Source organism: Arcobacter ellisii, assembly GCF_003544915.1.
Lineage (GTDB): Bacteria > Campylobacterota > Campylobacteria > Campylobacterales > Arcobacteraceae > Aliarcobacter > Aliarcobacter ellisii.
In genome coordinates, this window is sequence record NZ_CP032097.1 from 421847 (window position 1) to 440924 (window position 19078).

A 19078-nucleotide genomic window follows, 5' to 3' on the forward strand; every position below is an offset into this window, starting at 1 on the left:
ATGATTTTTGGAAGATAAATTGCAATTTATTTTACAAAAAATAATAAATGTACAATATTTGTTTTTTATGATAAATAATGGTACAATATTTGAACATATTAACTTGAAGGTGCATTATGAATTATAAAAATTCAATAGAAAAATTTATAGAGATATTTAAAAGATCAAATTTGAGTATTTCAAAGTTTGCTTCAATGATAAACAAGGATAGAAGAACTGTTACATCGTGGATTGATAATGTAACTGATATTGAACCAAATAAAGATATAAAAGATAAAATTTGTCAGATTTTTAGATATCCTGATTATATTTGGGAAGAGGGATGTTATGGTGAAGAGTTTTTAAAATCTATTACTCAAATTCCTCAAAAAGAGGTAAGAATTATAGATGAAGACTATTATGGTAGATTAAAATATATAATGGAAATGGAAAAAAACAGAAGATTTGTAATTCAAGCACAGTTTCCAGGACCTATGTATAGAGATTCCGCTGTACAGAAAGTGTACAAAAGTTCTACGAGTCCAGATATCGAAGAATTAAAGCAAGCAAGAATTGACCAAATGCTAAGATATGATTATGATACAACTGAATGGTATTCAATAAAATCAATTTTATCATTTTGTTTTGCAAGTATTGGAAACTTTTATACAAAAGAAGAAAAAATAAAAATTCTTGAATTGATTTATGAACTATTCAATAATAATTACAATAAAAAATTATTTTTATTTGACTCTTTTTCAAGAAAAATTTATGGAATGGAAACTACCTATATTTCAATAAATGTAAAACAAAAAATTCTATTTTTTAAATCTCCAATTGAATCAGTTTTTATTGAAATTAGAAATAAATCATTAGTTGAAAGAATGCATAAATATTATAGTTCACCTATTGAAGCTCCATCTCATGTGAACTTTTTAGAATCTGTAAAGATAATAAAAATTTTACAAGATGCTTTAAAATATAGTAATGACATAAAACAAGCATATGAAACTATAAATCGTGAGACAAATTATGGTGAACTTTTCTATAATAATTTGAGTGTAGATTTACAAAAAGATGTAAGTGTTCCAAAACCGGGACAAAGAAGAAATTAAAGGATAAATATGAAAATAGTAATTTTAGATAGGGCAACTTTAGGTTTTGATATTGATGTTTCTATTTTTGAAAAATATGGAGAAGTTACTTCTTATGATGTAACAAAAAAAGAAAAAACAAAAGAAAGAATAAAAGATGCAGATATAGTTCTTACTAATAAAGTTGTTATTGGTAAAGATGAAATGGATGATTCAAGTGTAAAACTTATCTGTATAACTGCAACAGGAACAAATAATGTAGATTTAGTTTATGCAAAAGAAAAAGATATTGAAGTAAAAAATGTTGCAGGATATTCAACTTCAAGTGTAGTTCAAGTTGCATTTTCAATGATTTTTTATTTTGTTCAAAAATTAAATTATTACAAATCTTATGTAGATGAAGGAAAATGGCAAAAATCAAAAATTTTTACACATATAGATGAACCATTTTATGAACTTGATAAAAAAAGAGTTGGAGTTATTGGACTTGGAGAAATAGGACGAAATTTAGCAAAAAAAGCACAAGCTTTTGATTGTGAAGTAGTTTATTTTTCAACAAGTGGAAAAAATTCAAATAGTGAATATAAACAAGTAAGTCTTGATGAGTTACTAAAAACAAGTGATATTATCTCTATTCACGCACCTTTAAATGAAAATACTAAAGATTTATTAAATTATGAAAATATGAAAAATATGAAAAAAGGTGCAATTTTACTAAATCTTGGTCGAGGTGGAATTATAAATGAAAATGATTTAGCAAAACTTATAGATGAAAAAGAGATTTATTGTGGGATTGATGTTGTAAATAAAGAACCAATTGAAGAGTCAAATCCACTTTTAAAAGTTAAAAATAAAGATAGACTTTTATTAACTCCACATATTGGTTGGGCAAGTATTGAAGCTAGAACTAGACTTGTAGAAATGGTTGCTCAAAATATAGAAGATTTTATTTTCTAAATAAAAATTTGAAAAGTTTTTGAAAAAAAGATAATCTCTTTTTTTCAATCTTTTCTTTTATCTCTTTTGATAACTCTTCTAAATTTCTAGGTTCATAAAGCTGGTCTTTTGGAATTTCCATTATTTTTTCTCACCTAAATAATTTTGAATTTCTCTTATTGCTTCTTCATTTTTAATTGTAAATTTAATCTCTATTCTTCTTGACGCATCTTTATCTTCAACACCATTTTTATCTAAAATCAAATCAGAAGAAGACCTTCCACTTGAATTTACATAAGTTGATAAAAGATTTTTATCTATGATATTTGAATCATATAAAAATTGCATAACTGCATGGGCTCTTTGTTGAGATAATGAAAGATTTGAAAGATAAGTTCCATCACTATTTGTGTGCCCTTCAATAGTAATACTTTCAATATATTTTTTCATCTCTTTATCACCAAGTAAAGTATTCAAATATTTTTTCAAAGTATTACTTAGCTCTTTTTTTGCATCTTCTTTTAAAATATAAGAGTTTTGGTCAAATAAAATATTTGAAGAGAATTTAATAGCTCCACTTTTTTCATCTATATTGATTGATTTTCCAAGTTTCTCTTTTAGTTTTGCAATAACAGTTAATTTTATACCTGTTAGGTTTTTGATTTTGATTTTTGCTATATCAAACTCTTCAACCATTTTTTGATGAATTTGTGTTTGAACTAATAATTTATCAGCAAGCATAGTTAACTCTTCATCTTTTAAACTTATCATATTTGTTTTTTCAGTTAATTCTGCTGATAATTTTTCATTTTTATCTTTTTCATCTTTTACATTTAATTCATATTCTAAAAGTAAAGCTTTTAATTTTTCAATTTCTGCAAGATTTAAAGAGATTTTATTATCTTTATCTTTTAGTTCAGATGCTGCTTTATCTAAATCACTTTTTGTAGTTTCATATAGATTTTTTGCTTTTGCTAATTCATAAAAAAGTTTTGATTTTGCCTCTTCACTTGAGTTTAAAGCTGCTTTTTCTTTTTCTAAATTACTTTGTGTATAAACATATTTTATTACAATAGCTCCAATTACTAAGATGAATACAAAAAGTAATCCTGCCATTAAATCGGCATAAGATATCCAAAAGTTTTCATCATTTTTTTGTTCTTTATTGTACATTTTTTACTACTTTGATATTTCTTTAAATTCTTTAAAATCTTTTATGATTTTTGTAGTCTCTTCATCTATTAACTCAAGAGAGTTTTTCAATCTAAAAGTAATATTTTCATCATACTCTTCAAGACCTTGTTTGAATTTCCATTCAATTTTTTCCATATCACTTTTCATAGTTTCGATACTTTTTACAATATTTGTATAAATTGCTTTTAAATTATCTGAACTTAAGTTCCCCATGTGAGAATTTAATTTTTCAATATTTGCATTTAATAACTCTGCATTTAAAGCATATAAATCTTTTTGTTTTTCAAAGCTTTTTATTGTTGTTTGCATATTTAAAGTCATATCTTTTAACATGATTGATAATCTTTCATTATTATCAATGTTTTCTGCAATTTTAGAAGATAAAATTAACTCTTTTTTCAAAATCTCTTCTAAAACTTCAAATCTATGTTCGATTGAAGAGTTTATATTTTCTAAAATATTGCTTGAAGTTAATTGATTAAATACTTCACTCATTTTTGTAAAATTATCTAAATTACTTTTTATGTGAATTGATTCAATATCAACTTTTGTCCAGAAAAAATGTTTAGTATTTTCGTTGATTATAAATGTATCATGGTCAAATCTACTCATTCCAATTTTTTCAAAGAATATCCACCAAATTGATAAGAAAATACCATAAATTGAAACATAAAAAGCTGTTCCAACTCCACCTAAAAGTTTAGAAATTTCAGATTCTAAAGCACTTGTAGTTCCAGAAGTAAAATCAGGCATACTAAATGCAATTGAGATAAATGTTCCTAAAATCCCTAGAGTTGGGAAAATTCCTGAAGCGATTGAAGAGAAGTTTGTATTTCTTATATTACTTGTATAGTCTTTTAAAAAGTCATCAACACTTCCATTTGCTTTTGTTGTTTCACCAATTGTTAATAAGTTTTTATTGATATATTCTTTTAGATAAAAAACTAATTCTGAATATTGAGTTTTAAATTTACAAGAAACATAATAAGCATTGTGTTTTACAAAAAATAGGTAAATAAAAAATATAAAACCAATCAATACAACACTGTGAATTTCAACTTTTAAAGGCAAAAATCCTAAATAACATACTAGAATAATTGCAAATAAAGCAGCAGGTACAGTAAGTAGTGTAAAAATTCTTGATTGAGGTTTACAAGTTGTGTAAAATTTTGAGTTAAGTTCAATAAAATCATCATCAGTGAACATGAACATCCTTATATAGTTAATTATTTTGAAAGTGGAAGTTTAACATAGTTATTATATTAAATGATAAATTTTAGTATATTTATGTTGAGAATATAAATAAATTTACAACTATTTAAGGGTAAAATACCAACAAATCGATGAAAAGAGTAAAATATAATTATGATTAGAAAAATTTTAACTTTATTATTTATTATTTGTAATAGTTCTTTTGTTTTTGCAAATGCACAAAAATATACAATTTCAGTTTGTGTAACTTCAAATTTAGAAAATGCACTTTTTTGTAAAAAACGAATACTTGAGAGTATGAGTGGAGAAGTTCTTATTGTAAAAAATAAAAATAGATATTTTACATATTTGAATGTTTATGATGATAAAAAAATTGCTAATCAAACTATAAAAAATTCTTCATCTTATGTAAAACAACAAAAACCTTATGTAAAAGAGTTAGAAGAAAAAATATTAAAATTAAAAGAGAATAATAAAAAAGTTTATATAGATTTAGAAGATTCAGTAATTCAAGAAGAGATAGTTGAAACAATAATACCAAAAGAGAATGAAGTAACTGTTCCTTTGAAAAAAGTAGAAGAGTTCCCTTTAGTTTCTGCTGTTCCAAATACACAAGAGTTAAAATTAGTTAGTTCTTATCCATTTGATGAGGGAAAAAGATTTGTAGATGATGAAGATGTGGAAGAAAAAATTGAAATAAAAGAGGAAGTTGTACCTTTAGCAAAAGAAAATAGCTCAATAGAAGAGAAAGAAAATGATGAAAAAATTGCTTCATATGAAGAAGAGTTAAGACAAATTAGTATGGATGAATTTGATAGGGCGAATGAGCAACTTGAAAAAAAAGAAAAAGTGCAAAAAATTACAAAAAGTTATGAAAAACCAAAAGTAATCAAAAAAGAGATACCTAAAAAAGAGGAAATTAAACCTATTGTTGTAAAAGAAGTTGAAGAAGATATTGAAGCTAATATTGCAGATTATCAACAACTTATTATTGAAGTAAATTCTGTTACAAATTATATGACAGTAAAAGCTCAGATAGATAACCATCTAAAAGAGATAAAAACTTATAGAGTTTCAACTGGAAAAGATGATGTAAAAAAACCTTTTGGTGTTGGAAAAATCTCTCAAATCTCTTTAAATCCTGTTTGGTATCCAACGGCTGATACTTTAAAAACTTTTAGAAAAAGAGGAATAAATCTCCCTTCGGTTGTTCCTCCTGGACATAAATACAATTATATGGGAGCTGCTAAAATAAATCTAACACATATTGTTGATGGGAAAAGTACATATAGAATTCATGGAACTTTAAATGAAAAAACAATTGGTACAAATGAATCAGCAGGTTGTATTAGAATGAAAAATAGTGATGTTTTACAACTTGCAACTCTAATAAATGATTTTGCAAATATGAATAGTTTGGATAAAGTAAAAGTTGTTTTGAAATAGTAACTTATATTATAAAAATTATATTAAATAAAGAGTAGAATAAGTTACCCAAATATAAAGGATAAGATTATGCAAAGTATAACAAAAGTTATTAAATTAGGTTTAGTAGTTGCTGGTTCTTTGTCGGTTATGGCAAGTGGTGTTATCGCTGAAGAGTTACCAAATCGAGGTCCAATAGAGTTTTCAACTTATGATATAAATAAAGATGGTTTCGTAAGTGAAAAAGAGTTTAATGATATAAGAGAAAAAAGATTAGAGCAAAAAGCACAAGCTGGAATGCCTATGAAAAATGCAGGAAATGTAGCAGATTTTAGTGCATTTGATACAAACAAAGATGGAAAACTAACAGAGATTGAGTTGTTAAAAGGTCAAAATAAACAAATGCAAAACAAGCAAGGTAATAAAGGAATGATGACTCAAGGTATGGGACAAGGTAATATGCTAGATTTTGAAAGTTTTGATTTGAATAATGATGGAATGATTAGTTCTAAAGAGATGGAAGAATCAAGAGAAAAAAGAATGGAACAAAAAGCCTCAGAGGGTAAAATGATGAAAAATGTAGGTAATCAGCCGCCATTTTCAGATATAGATACTAATAATGATGGAAATATTAGTAAAGAAGAGTTTTTAAATCATCAAATGAAACAAAGACAATAATTCTACTTGAGGGTGTTTTTACATCCTCAATATTTTACTTTTAGATAAGTACTTAACTCAAACTATGTTACCATCTTAAATGAATAAAAAATACCAAATACTAAAAGATATTTTCGGACACGATAAATTTAGAAGCTTCCAAGAAGAGGTTGTTGATTGTATTCTTGCTAAACAAGATGTTTTGACAATTTTGCCAACGGGTGGTGGGAAATCACTTTGTTATCAGCTTCCTACACTTCTTATGAATGGAACTACTGTTGTAATTTCTCCACTTATTGCACTTATGCAAGACCAAATCAAAGCACTTAATGATTTGAATATTAGTGCAGAGATGATAAGTTCTGCTACTTCAAATGATGAAAATAGTTTTACTCTTCAAAAGCTTTTAACTGGGGAATTAAAATTTATTTATGTTGCACCTGAAAGGTTCACTTCAAATGAGTTTGTTGCCGTTTTACAACGAATAAATATAAACTATTTTGTAATTGATGAAGTGCACTGTGTTTCGGCTTGGGGACATGAGTTCAGAGCTGAATATAGAAATCTTGATAGATTAAAAAGATTTTTTCCAAATACTTCAATTTGTGCATTTACAGCAACGGCTACAAAAAAAGTCGAAGCTGATATTTCTCAAAGTCTAAACTTACAAAATCCAAGACATTTCAGAGCAAAAACTGTGCGAGATAATCTTGATATAAAAGTAGAACCAAGAATTGCAAATGGAAAAACTCAAATTTTAAACTTCCTAAAAACACATAAAGGTTTATGTGGAATTATCTATACTTTTACAAGAAAAGAAGCAGAATCAATAGCAGAGTTTTTGAGTGAAAGTGGTTACAGTGCAAAAGCTTATCATGCGGGACTTAGTAATGATAAAAAAAATGAAGTTTTTAATGATTTTGTATATGAGAAAATAGATATTGTGGTAGCAACTATCGCTTTTGGAATGGGAATTGATAAATCAAATATTCGGTTTGTAATTCACACATCTTTGCCTAAAACCCTTGAAAACTATTATCAAGAGATAGGTCGAGCAGGGCGTGATGGCGAAATGTCTTATGTTTATATGCTTTATTCAAAATCTGATGAGGTAAAAAGAAAAATCCAAATCGAAGAAGCTATTGATGATGGCTACAAACAAACTGCCCTTGATAAATTGGAGTTTATGTATAGATATTGTGTGAGTAATAATTGCCGTCATAAAATGATTGCAGGATATTTTGAAGATGAAATTGACTCTTGTAAAACTTTGTGTGATAACTGTACAAAAGGGGAAGTAAAGCAGGTTGATGTGAGTGTGGACGCTCAAAAACTTCTAAGTGCAATTTATAGAAGTGAACAAAGATTTGGGTTAAATCATATTATTGATATATTAAGAGGTTCAAAAAACCAAAAACTTTTAGAGTTTGGGCATGATAAATTGAGTGTTTATAATCTAGGAGTTGATAAAAGTAAAAATGAATGGATTGCAATCGCTGATAAACTAATCGATATACAAGCTTTAGTTTTAGGGGAGTTTAGAGTTTTAAAAATTTCAAATTTAGGTTTAGAGATTTTAAAAGGTAAAGAGAAACTTTTTATTGATAGTGATAAATTAGGAATTGCCTCAAAAATTCAAGAGGAAGAAACTGAACTCGGTTTTGATGAGTTAGTTTATGAAAGATTTAGAAATCTAAGAAGAGAAATAGCTCTTGAAAGTGAAGTTCCAGCTTATGTGATTTTTGGGGATAAAACTTTAAAAGAGTTTGCAAATAAACTGCCAACTTCAAAAGATGAAATGTTAAATATAAATGGTGTTGGTCTTGTAAAATATGAAAAATATGGAGAAAGTTTTTTAAATTTATGTAAAGAGATAAAAGAGGAATTTAAAGAAAAACTTGAACAAAAAGAGCCTCTAAAAAAACTCACAAAAACATATTTAGAAACTTTTGAACTTTTGAATGAGGGAAAAAGTGTAGAAGAGATATCTCAAATTAGAGATTTAGGATTAACTTCAATTCTTGGTCATATTACAGTTTTATTTGAACATAAAAAAATCTCAAAAGAGAAAAAAGAAGAACTTTTAAAACCTTTAGAAATTCCAGAAAATATAAAAATTTGGATAGAAGAGGGCTTAAAACTTGATAGTTTTAAAGAGTTAAGACAACATCTATATTTGTATGAATATTTAAAAAAAGAGTTGTAATTTTTAATCTTCACTAAACCATTTTTTATTAAAATCTTTTAAAGATTCTGGATAATATCTATGTTTTGGGATGTTATTTACAACAACTGCAATTATTAATAAAATAAAAGCCCCTGATGTTACAGGAAATAAAACATATAAAAAACCTAAATTATGAATTTGTTCACTTCCTATAACTGCGATTAAAGCTGTTGCTCCACCTGGAGGATGTAAAGTTAAAGTTAATTGCATAACTAAAATAGAAGTTGCGACGGCAAAAGCTGAGGCTAATAATAAATTTTGTGAAAAAAGTTTAAAAGAGATTACACCAATTATTGCTGATAAAATATGTCCACCTATTAGATTTCTAGGTTGTGCTAAAGGAGAATTTACTGCTCCATAAACCAAAACGGCACTTGCTCCAAATGAACCAATAACCAAAGTTAAATCTTTATCCTCTAAAATATCACGATGAAAATATGAGATTGCTAAAATTCCTATAAATGAACCAATCCAAGACCAAAGCATATTTGATTTTTCTAAAGGTTCAGAGTTTATTTTTTTGAATTGTTTAAAAAATTTTTTCATTTACAAACTTTATAATTTAAAATAAAAGTGATGGTATCTAAAAGTTTAAATTATATGAATGATTTGAATCAAGAGAGTTTATAAGAAGAGAAATCTTCTTATAAAATATTTAATTGGTGAGCTAAATCAGCTGCTATTCTTTCATAATTTCTAACAGCTAATAATCTATTTTGACCATTAATTCCAACTTGTGTTATTTCATCTTTTGATAAAGAGATAATATATTCAAGTTTGTTTTTTATAGACTCTTTATCAAAATCTGTAAACCAAGCGCTGATATTATCTTCAAAGATTGAAGAGTTATTTTCGTTTTTACTCATAATACAAGGAATTGCACTTGAGTAGTAATCTAATACTTTCATTGGTGTTGAAGAGTTAAATAGTGCAATATTTGGAAGAACTGCAAGTCCTATATCTGCTTTTGCTATTAAATCTAAAAGGTCATTTCTATTACTTGCATTGTATATTTCAATATTATCTTTTATATTGTCAAATTTTACTAATAAATCATCTAAATATTCTGGGTCTTTTGTTGAAATCATTAGTTTATAATTTGAACTATTTATATTACTAAAAGCTTCTAAAATAGTTTCAAATTCTCTTAATTTATCAAGAGTTCCTGCATAAAAAAATCTTTTTTCACTTCCTTTATGTTGGATATTGTCATGTAAATTTTCAGGGTCAATGGCAGATGGAATTACAAAACTTCTAGTTTTTACATCTTTAAAATAATCATTTTTCATTTGAAAAGAAGTTGGCAAAAATATATCACATTTGTTTATTAGATTTATTTCTGAATATGTTTTTATTTTATTTGTAATTGCATCAAATAACGATTTTTTATTATTTGCTTCATCTGTTTGAAGTTTTGCAATTCGTTTTGGAAAAGAGAGTCTAAATCCAACTTTGAAGTTGTAATTTTGTTTTTTATCTAAAACCTCTTTTAATAACTCAATATTATTTCTAATTACAACAAATTGAAATTGATTTAGATTGATTTGTGCTTTTTCTAACTCTTCTAAAATATTATTTTGAAACTTTTTAGGAATAATAATTCTTCCTTTTTCTTCAAACTCTATCTCATTTTTTGTATTTGAAAAAAATGTAGTATTTATATCAAAATGTTTTGTTAAATATTTTTGAAATAATGGTCCAATGAAACTATGGTCAGCATATTCATCTTGGTCTGTGATATACAAAAACTTACTCATTTGTAACTCCTTTAAAATTTCTGCAAAATTCTAGCATTAAAGTGTCGCAACAAAAAAGCATTAAAAAATAATTTTTTAGTAAAGTTTTCCTAATAAATCAATGTGAGTTAAATAGACTCTTAAATCGAATTCTACTTGATGATAAGAGGGCATAACAAAAGTACAAAGGTTGTAAAAAGCTTTATCATGTTCTCTTTCTTTAAAGTGTGCAAGTTCGTGTACAACTATCATTTGTAAAAATTCTTCAGGCATATTTTTAAATACACTTGCAACTCTTATTTCATTTTTTGATTTTAGTTTTGAACCTTGAACTCTAGAAACTATTGAGTGCATTCCTAAAGCATTATTAATAACATTTATTTTTCCATCATACATTACTTTTGAGACTTGATATTTTTTAAAATATTCATTTTTAAAATCCATAACATATGAGTATAAAGCTTTATCATTTGTATATGTATGAGCTGTTGGATATTTTGTTTTTATATAAGAAGAAAGTTTTTCTTTATCGATTAAAACTTGAATTTTTTCTTGTAAATCTTTTGGATAGTGGCTTAAATATTTCATAAAAGAGGTTTAAATTTCCTCTTTTATTTTCTCTAAATCTTTTATTTTATCTAGGTATTGTTCTTTTTTTGAAGTTACGAATTTTATTCTATCTTCATTTATTTCAAGATATTGTTCTTTTGAGTATTTGATAATTTTAAATAAATAGTTTCTTTTTGAAGTTAAAAAATCTTCAATTTTTTCAAACCCAAAATTTGCTTTTAATTTTGCAACAATTTCATCTTCTCTTGGGTGTGAAATTGAGAATCTTGAAGGCTCTTTTTTATATAACTCTTCTGATTCATGAATTTGTTGTTCAAAGTGAGCAATTGTTGCTTGTGTTGTTTGAATATATGAGTATGATAAAGCTCCATTAAAATATGCAAACTTTTTTCTTAAAGCTGAGATATTTTCTAAAATAGCAGTATGATAAGCTTTTAAAACATTTTCATAAACTTTTGCTGCAAAGTGTCTTGTATTTGAGAACTCAAAATCAGAGGCAATTTCTCTATGTTTTCTAATCAATTCATAAGGCTCTTGCCATTTTGTAACTTCATTTTTTATGATATTGTAAGTTTCTCTAAAAGCATCATCTGTATTTAATTCGATATTTTTAAGAAGTTTAATTGAACGTTTAAACATTTTATCAACAGTTTGGTCATCATAAAATAAAGATTTATAAACTGCATCTGAATCAATCCAGAAAGTTTCATAGGCAAATTTTTCTATTTTTTCGCCTAAAAACCCTTTTGATTCTTCAAATCTAAAAGCTTTTTTCTTTTTGATATTTTTATATGTTTCGTGAGCAATTTTTTCCATAATTGATTCTAAAGAGTTATAAATATTAAATAACTCTTTTGAGTATCTTTTGTGAATATTCTCAAAATGTTCAATTACTTTTGGCTCACAAGATTTTAATACTTCAAGTAAAGCATCGTAAACTTTAGTAATCGTTTCATACTCTTTTACTAAAATTTCACAAATACCTCTTAAATCTTTTTTAATAGCAAACTCTTTAGCTTCTGCTGCTTGTGGTCTTATCGTTTCATTTATGAAATCTAAAACATCTTGTATATTTGATTCTTCTAAAAGTTTTGTATTTGTTGTAGCATCAGAATTTTTAATAGAATTGATTTTATTTTTATACTCTTTAAAACTATTTTCAAAGAAATCCAAATCATCAACATTTTTTTCATGTAAATCTTTTTTAAATTGAGTTACTATTTTTGTATATTCATCTTCAATCAAAATATCTTTTTGTTGTGCTCTTGATTCAAGTGCCATTCTTGCAGAAATAGGAACAACTTTAGCAAAATATTTTGAGAATTTTTCACTTACATATTTTGTAGTTGTTTCAACTTGTTCAGGAGTTAATTTATCCTTTTGATTTAAAACACATAAAGATTTATTTTTAAAGTGTTGCATATACTCTTCTAAAACTTCAGCTTCTGATAGTTTTCCTGCATTATCAATAAGTGTTAACCAAATAATTCCACCAACATCTCTTAGAACTTTTCTAGTTGTTTCTGTATCACTTTGCGATTGAGAATTAAGTCCTGGTGTATCAACAAATGAAATATCTTTTAATATATCCATTGGTGCATAAAGTGTTAGATATTTTATATCTTTCATTTCATGTTGTCTTTGGTCTGTAAAATCAGCAATTGATTCAATAGGAGCAAACTCTTGTGCACCTGAATAATAAGTGATTTTTAGTTTATACTCTTCACCATAATTTATAAAGTTAACTTTTGAAGTAACTGGCGTAATTCCTGTTGGTAAAATATTTCTTGAAAGCAAAGCATTTAAAAATGTAGATTTACCAGCAGAAAACTGTCCTGTAATTGCAACTTCCATTGGATATCTTGCACGTCTTATTTGTTTATTTAAAATACCTTTTAATTGATTTGAAGGAAAGAATTTTTCATCAAGAAGTTTATCTTGAACCTTTTTTATATCTCCAACTAAACCTTCATCATAAACAATTTCTTCAATATTATAGGTCTCTTTATATTCGTTAATAAAACTTTTTAGGATATTTAGATTTGCACTCATTAGTATAATCCTTTTATAGTTGTTGAAATATTTTCAAGTTTTTTAATGTTTTTATGTATATCAATCGATAATTGTGCTCTGTTTTTATCATTTTCTTCAAATGTATTGATTTGATTTTGAAGTGTTTCTTCATCATTTTTTAATTTTTGTTCAAAAGATTTTAGTGGAGCATTTAAAGTTTTGAAGAATGAATCAATCAGTAATGTACTAACTTTTTTAGCTTTTGATTTAATATCTTCTTCAATCGAAGTAAATTGATTTGATATAAATCCTTCAATTTCTCTATCTAGTTCATTTATTTTTGACTCTTTTGATTTTGAAACAGCTTCTGTGATTAAAGATACTAAAACTTCATTATTTGAAGTTAAAAATCCTGATTTGAAATCATCTTGGAAAAATCCTCTTGCATCAAAGTTCTCATTTTTGTGACCAATTGTAAATCCCATATCATGATATTTTTGTTCACATTGTTCACCAATTGTTTGAGATTTTTTAATAAATTTATATCTATAATCTCTAATTACATCAATAATCCCATCTTTTATTGCTGTTTCAACAATAACTTTGATTCTACTATTTTCAGGTCTTTTTTTAGTTTTTTCAAAAGAGTATCTAACATCACTTACAACTCTTTGTTTTATAACTGTTTGTAAGTCAATTAATTCACTTTGTAAAAAAGTTTCAAGTGAGTCAATATATGATTTTGCGTCATTTTTATAAAAATTGATATCTTCACTCATTGCTTGGAAAATTCTTGTATTTACCGCTTTTTTCTTATTAAACTCTTCTAACTCTTTTTCTAATTCATCTTTTGATTTTGATAAAAGTTTTAACTCATAGTTGTAAAATGATGTCTGTTTTTCAATAATTTTTTGTAGTTGATTTTTAGATGATTGAATTACAAGTTCACCTTTTTGTGAATTTGTTCCAAAAAGTGTTTCAGTTAAATATTTTTCAATCTCTAAAATTCCTGTATCTTCAAGTCTAAATCCAGCATCTAATGCCTCTTGAGCTCGACCAGTTCTATGTAAAAGTGCCATTCTTCCAGAAATAGGAATAAACTTAATAGTTTTTAAAATGTAATCAAGTTGAGAATCTTTATTTTGAGCTTTTAATTGTCGCTCAATTGATGATTTTGTATATTTAATAACTTCATCAAGTTGCTCTTTTGTAACTGTATCAGCACGTGTAATTACAATTAAAAGTTTTGAAATATTTTGGTATAAAACAGCATCAATGATAAACTCAACATCTTTTAAAGTTGCACTTTGTGATACATTCATTAGATGTAACATCATATCACATTGAGAAATATACTCTTTTGTTATCTCTTCTCTTTGAATAACTGGGTCATCAAGTCCTGGTGTGTCAACTATTTCAATTCCATCACTTAAAAAATCAAGTTTTGAACCAAGTTCAACGTATTTTACAAGATTACATTTTTTCCCACTTGCTTCTGCTGATGTATAAGAAGATAAATCTTTTATATCAACTTCATCAAATCTTGAAACAGGTCTTATATAATTTTTTAGATTTTCACCAAAAATTCTATTTGTTTCATTTACGAACTCTCTCATAGATTCAAGTTGTTCAGCAGATTTTTTTATTCTATCCCACTCTTGAGTATTCCAGTAATAAACTTTTGCAGTATCTGTTGGATTATGTTTTACTATTGTTAAGTTTGCAGTTTCTGGAACAACAGCACTTCCAAGAATTTCTCTTCCCATAAGGGCATTTAACATTGTTGATTTCCCAGCATTCATAACACCAGTAATTCCAATTGAGAATTTTTGATTATCTAAATAGTTTTTTGTATTTTCAAGTTCTTCTAATACTTCTTTATTTGAAATATCATTTTTTAATTCATTTATTAATTCTTCTAAAGTAGTTTTTAACTCTTTAAATGAAGATTTATTCTCTTCATCAATTTTTTCAACCTGATTATGAGATTGTTCTTCAACTAAATCAAGTTCTTTATATTCAAATAAAGATAATAGTTTATTATAGTGTTCGCTATTTATAATATTTTCATTTTTCAAATATTCAAAAGAAGAGTGTAAAATATTTATATTTTGTTTTGATTTATTTTGTAAGATAGTCTCTATAATATTGTGTTGTAAATGGTTTAATTCATTTAAGTTAGAAGGACTTTTTACTTTTATTTGTTGACATAATGTTTTAAATGATGTAAGTGGTAAAAATTTATCGTAATTTTTTCTAGTTGCACTTATAATTAAAGCAAATATAGTAAATGTTTCCTCATTTATAGTTGCTTCTATTGGTTCAACATCTAAATTCTGTTCAAATGTGATACCGTGATATAATAAAAAGTAGTCATTTACTAAACTCATTTTCTAATCTCCCAAAAATATAAAAAGTTAAATATCATTAATGATATTTAACTTTTTATATTTTTTTATTTACGAAGGAGGAAATCCTTCGTAATAATTATCTAAGTGCTACTAATTTTCTTCTTAAGTAAGCAATTTTGTTTTGTAATGGTAAGTGTTTTGGACAATGGTCTTCACAAGCCATTAAAGACATACAACCAAAGATTCCATCATCATCACCGATTAATTCATAGAAATCTTCAGCAGTTCTTTTGTCATGTGGGTCAACTTCAAATCTTGCAACTCTGTTTAATCCAACAGGTCCAACGAAGTTAGGTCTCATTAACATTGTTCCACAAGAAGCAACACAAATACCACACTCTATACATCTATCTAATTCAAATGTATCATTTGCAACATCTGGATCAATTCTTTCTTCCATTTTTGTAATATCAGTCTCTTCATTTGTTACAATCCAAGATTGAACTCTTTTAGACATAGCATCCATCCATTTACCTGTATTTACAGATAAATCTTTGATTAATTCAAATGCAGGCATAGGCATTAATTGTAATTTTCCAGTTGGATAGTTAGCAATTAATGTTCTACACGCTAGTGATGGTTTACCATTTACAACCATACCACAAGAACCACAAATACCAGCTCTACAAACGAAATCAAAAGATAAATCTGGATCCATTGTTTCTCTAATTTTCATTAATGCAATGAAAAGAGTCATCCCTGGAGTCTCTTCTAATTTGTACTCAACAAAGTGAGGTTTAGAAACCTTACTTCTTGGATTGAATTTTAGAACTGAAATAGTTATTTCTCTACCTTTTTCAATACTCATTATAAATCTCCTGCTCTTTCGTTTTTCTCTCTATAATTCATTGGTAAGCTAAATGGCATTAATGCATCTTGGATTTCGTGTCTATCTTTACCTTCAGCTTGCATTTTTTCTGTTACTTCATCAACAATTGCTTGTCTTTTTTCTGAATCTGGATGTTCTATAATCATACCTTTTGCACCATATCCTCTAAATGCAGGAGGTAATTCCATAGTCATAATGTCTAATGGCTCATAAGATACTGTTGGAGTTGTTTGATTTTCATCAGGCCAAGAAGTTAATGTTCTATTTAACCAGTTAGCATCATCTCTTTTTAAGTAATCTTCTCTATAGTGTGCCCCTCTTGACTCAGTTCTTTGTAATGCACCTTTAGCAACACAAAGAGCAACTTTTAACATTCTTGGAACTCTATATGCTTCTTCAAGTTCTGGGTTACCAGCTCTTTCTTTAGATTTTACATTGATTTGTTTTGTTTTTTTCAATAAATCTTCTAACTCGTTAACAGCTGCTTCTAAGTTAACACCATCTCTAAAGATTCCAACTTTTTCATCCATTAGATTTTGCATTCTGTTTTTAATTTTGAAAATATCTTCATTTCCATTATAAGCTAAAATTTCATCTAAATATTTATCTTGTTTGTCTAAGAATTTTTGAACAGTAGCAGTTGGAATATTTACGTCATTTGCTAAACAATAATCAGCAAAATAGTTACCAATAATCATACCTGCAACAACTGTTTCAGAAACAGAGTTTCCTCCAAGTCTGTTAAATCCATGCATATCCCAACAAGCAGCTTCACCACAAGCAAATAGACCTGCTAAGTTTTGTGATTCACCAGTTGGTTTAGTTCTAATTCCACCCATTGAGTAGTGTTGCATTGGAAGAACTGGAGCCCATCCTTTTCTACCTTCATCAGCTGGATCGATACCGTTAAAAATCATACAAATTTCTTGAACGTCTCTTAAGTTTCTTTCAATATGCTCTCTACCTAAGATAGAAATATCTAACCATACGTGGTATCCATAAGGAGAAGGAACCCCTTTACCATTTCTGATATGCTCAATCATTCTTCTAGAAACAACGTCTCTTGAAGCAAGTTCTTTTTTCTCTGGCTCGTAATCTGGCATAAATCTGTGACCATCAACGTCTCTTAAGATTCCACCATCTCCTCTACAACCTTCAGTTAATAAAATTCCTGATGGTACGATTGGTGTTGGGTGGAATTGAACAGCTTCCATATTTCCTAAAGTTGCAATTCCAGTTTCAAGTGCAATAGCAGCTCCTGTACCTTCACAAATAACTGCATTAGTAGTTTGTTTAAATACTCTTCCATATCCACCTGTAGCAATACATGTACCTTTTGCAACGTAAGCTTCTAATTCACCTGTAATTAAATCTCTTACAACTGCTCCATAACATCTTCCACCTTCGTGAATAATAGATAAAGCTTCTTTTCTATCTCTAATATCTACATTGTGTTTTAAAGCTTCATTTGCAACACCAAATAACATTGTGTGTCCAGTTGCATCAGCTGTATAACAAGTTCTCCATTTTTTAGTTCCACCAAAGTCTCTTGATGTAATTAATCCATGTCTATCTTCATCTTCTGTAATTGTTGTTTTTTTAGCATTAATAACAGCTTCTCTTGTTCCAGCTTTAACTCTAGACCAAGGTACCCCCCAAGATGCTAATTCTCTAATAGCTTTTGGTGCAGTGTGAACAAACATTCTAGCAACAATTTGGTCACATCCCCAGTCAGAACCTTTTACAGTATCTGCAAAGTGTAAATCCTCATTATCACCATCAGACATTTTTGAGTTACCTAATGAAGCTTGCATACCACCTTGTGCAGCAGCAGAGTGTGATCTTTTAACAGGTACTAAAGATAAAACTGTAGTACTTAATCCCTTTTTTTGTGCAGCAACAGCAGCTCTTAAACCTGCTAATCCTCCACCAATAACTAGTGCATCACAGTAATTAATTTTCATTATGCAATTCTCCCAACATTTTTATTTGAAATATTTAACTCCATAACTTTTGCTGTAGGAGTATATTTTTGTCCAACTGTTCCATTTTTAGCATTTTCCATACCAATTTTCATATAAGCTGCAAGTGATGCAAAACCTAATACTAAGAAAAATACAGTTAAAGCCCATTTAACTTTTTTAAGTGCTTTTCTTGTTGCTTTTGGATTTTCTCCATCAAACCATCCCCATTTAACACATAATCTATAAAGACCAATTGTTCCATGGAATTCAACTGCTAATAATAAAAGAATATATAAAGGCCACATCCACTCAGACCAGATTCTATCTGAACTCTCGTAAGGTCCGATATCAGCTGAGTTAGTCATAATGATATATAAGTGAACTGAACCTAAAAAGAACATCGCAAAACCTGTGAATGCTTGAATAAACCAAAGTTTTGTATCATCATGTCCCATACTATTTGAGTGAGCTTTCATTACTTGGTATTGTTTAAAGTTACCAGGTAATTTTCTCATACCTAAAGCAGCATGAACTATAAAAACTACAAATATTATTGCAGCAGCTATAGTAACTAATATTGGATTTCCACCTTCAAAAATAAAACTTCCCTCTAAAAGTTTTGTTACAGTGTACATAAAATCTTTCGAAATTAATATCGATGATACTAACAACATATGCGCCCACATAAATAAAGCTAAGAAACCACCAGTAAAACTTTGCATAAAATCAAGTTTTGCAGGTAATCTACTTTTCTTCCCTTCAACTGTTTTTCCTAAATAACCTTCTATTAGGTCACTCATTTGCTATCCTTTCTGCGATTTAGATTTTTTT

General features: G+C 27.4%; 16 protein-coding genes. 5 read left to right on the forward strand and 11 right to left on the reverse strand.

What is annotated here, in order from left to right:
* Positions 1 to 116: 116 nt before the first annotated feature.
* Positions 117 to 1094, forward strand: a complete 978-nt coding sequence (locus AELL_RS02190) for a hypothetical protein (protein ID WP_118916370.1) — start codon at positions 117 to 119, stop codon at positions 1092 to 1094.
* A gap of 9 nt (positions 1095 to 1103) precedes the next feature.
* The gene (locus AELL_RS02195) at positions 1104 to 2030 is read left to right on the forward strand and encodes a D-2-hydroxyacid dehydrogenase (protein ID WP_118916371.1); all 927 of its coding nucleotides are present in this window, start codon (positions 1104 to 1106) and stop codon (positions 2028 to 2030) included.
* Here AELL_RS02195 and AELL_RS14400 read toward each other — a convergent pair.
* The 3 genes from AELL_RS14400 to AELL_RS02205 are packed head-to-tail and all read right to left on the reverse strand — an operon-like array spanning position 2020 to position 4409.
* Positions 2020 to 2151: a hypothetical protein gene (locus AELL_RS14400; protein WP_268878299.1), complete on the reverse strand. Its 132-nt coding sequence runs from the start codon at positions 2149 to 2151 to the stop codon at positions 2020 to 2022. The two genes, AELL_RS02195 and AELL_RS14400, sit on opposite strands and share 11 nt — an antisense overlap.
* Positions 2151 to 3182: an OmpA family protein gene (locus AELL_RS02200; RefSeq protein ID WP_118916372.1), complete on the reverse strand. Its 1032-nt coding sequence runs from the start codon at positions 3180 to 3182 to the stop codon at positions 2151 to 2153. The genes AELL_RS14400 and AELL_RS02200 overlap by 1 nt, the downstream gene beginning before the upstream one ends.
* A 6-nt stretch (positions 3183 to 3188) precedes the next feature.
* A complete protein-coding gene (locus AELL_RS02205) occupies positions 3189 to 4409 on the reverse strand; it encodes a MotA/TolQ/ExbB proton channel family protein (RefSeq protein WP_118916373.1) in 1221 nt (406 codons plus the stop codon).
* Positions 4410 to 4568: 159 nt separating this feature from the next.
* Here AELL_RS02205 and AELL_RS02210 point away from each other — a divergent pair, with 159 nt between their 5' ends.
* The 3 genes from AELL_RS02210 to recQ all read left to right on the forward strand — a co-directional run bounded on the left by AELL_RS02210 (position 4569) and on the right by recQ (position 8703).
* Complete coding sequence (locus tag AELL_RS02210; RefSeq protein WP_118916374.1) at positions 4569 to 5861, forward strand: L,D-transpeptidase; 1293 nt, start codon at positions 4569 to 4571, stop codon at positions 5859 to 5861.
* 69 nt (positions 5862 to 5930) lie between these two features.
* Positions 5931 to 6518: an EF-hand domain-containing protein gene (locus tag AELL_RS02215; RefSeq protein WP_118916375.1), complete on the forward strand. Its 588-nt coding sequence runs from the start codon at positions 5931 to 5933 to the stop codon at positions 6516 to 6518.
* 79 nt (positions 6519 to 6597) lie between these two features.
* Positions 6598 to 8703, forward strand: coding sequence for a DNA helicase RecQ (recQ, locus tag AELL_RS02220; protein WP_118916376.1), 2106 nt, complete (start codon positions 6598 to 6600; stop codon positions 8701 to 8703).
* Positions 8704 to 8706: 3 nt separating this feature from the next.
* On the opposite strand, the gene AELL_RS02225 is transcribed toward recQ, so the two are convergent.
* The 8 genes from AELL_RS02225 to AELL_RS02260 form a co-directional block, all read right to left on the reverse strand.
* Positions 8707 to 9270: an HPP family protein gene (locus AELL_RS02225; protein WP_118916377.1), complete on the reverse strand. Its 564-nt coding sequence runs from the start codon at positions 9268 to 9270 to the stop codon at positions 8707 to 8709.
* Between the two features lie 98 nt (positions 9271 to 9368).
* A complete protein-coding gene (locus tag AELL_RS02230) occupies positions 9369 to 10481 on the reverse strand; it encodes a glycosyltransferase (RefSeq protein ID WP_118916378.1) in 1113 nt (370 codons plus the stop codon).
* A gap of 75 nt (positions 10482 to 10556) precedes the next feature.
* Positions 10557 to 11048, reverse strand: a complete 492-nt coding sequence (locus tag AELL_RS02235; protein ID WP_118916379.1) for a YgjP-like metallopeptidase domain-containing protein — start codon at positions 11046 to 11048, stop codon at positions 10557 to 10559.
* A gap of 9 nt (positions 11049 to 11057) precedes the next feature.
* Entirely contained in the window at positions 11058 to 13082 is a 2025-nt protein-coding gene (locus AELL_RS02240; protein WP_118916380.1) for a dynamin family protein, read from the reverse strand.
* The gene (locus tag AELL_RS02245; protein WP_118916381.1) at positions 13082 to 15433 is read right to left on the reverse strand and encodes a dynamin family protein; all 2352 of its coding nucleotides are present in this window, start codon (positions 15431 to 15433) and stop codon (positions 13082 to 13084) included. Before AELL_RS02245 ends, AELL_RS02240 begins: the two co-directional genes overlap by 1 nt.
* A gap of 97 nt (positions 15434 to 15530) precedes the next feature.
* Positions 15531 to 16262, reverse strand: coding sequence for a fumarate reductase iron-sulfur subunit (locus tag AELL_RS02250; RefSeq protein ID WP_118916382.1), 732 nt, complete (start codon positions 16260 to 16262; stop codon positions 15531 to 15533).
* A complete protein-coding gene (locus AELL_RS02255) occupies positions 16262 to 18247 on the reverse strand; it encodes a fumarate reductase flavoprotein subunit (RefSeq protein WP_118916383.1) in 1986 nt (661 codons plus the stop codon). The genes AELL_RS02250 and AELL_RS02255 overlap by 1 nt, the downstream gene beginning before the upstream one ends.
* Positions 18247 to 19047 carry a fumarate reductase cytochrome b subunit gene (locus AELL_RS02260; RefSeq protein ID WP_118916384.1) on the reverse strand — a complete coding sequence of 267 codons (801 nt, stop codon included), beginning with the start codon at positions 19045 to 19047 and terminating at the stop codon, positions 18247 to 18249. The genes AELL_RS02255 and AELL_RS02260 overlap by 1 nt, the downstream gene beginning before the upstream one ends.
* Positions 19048 to 19078: the final 31 nt, after the last annotated feature.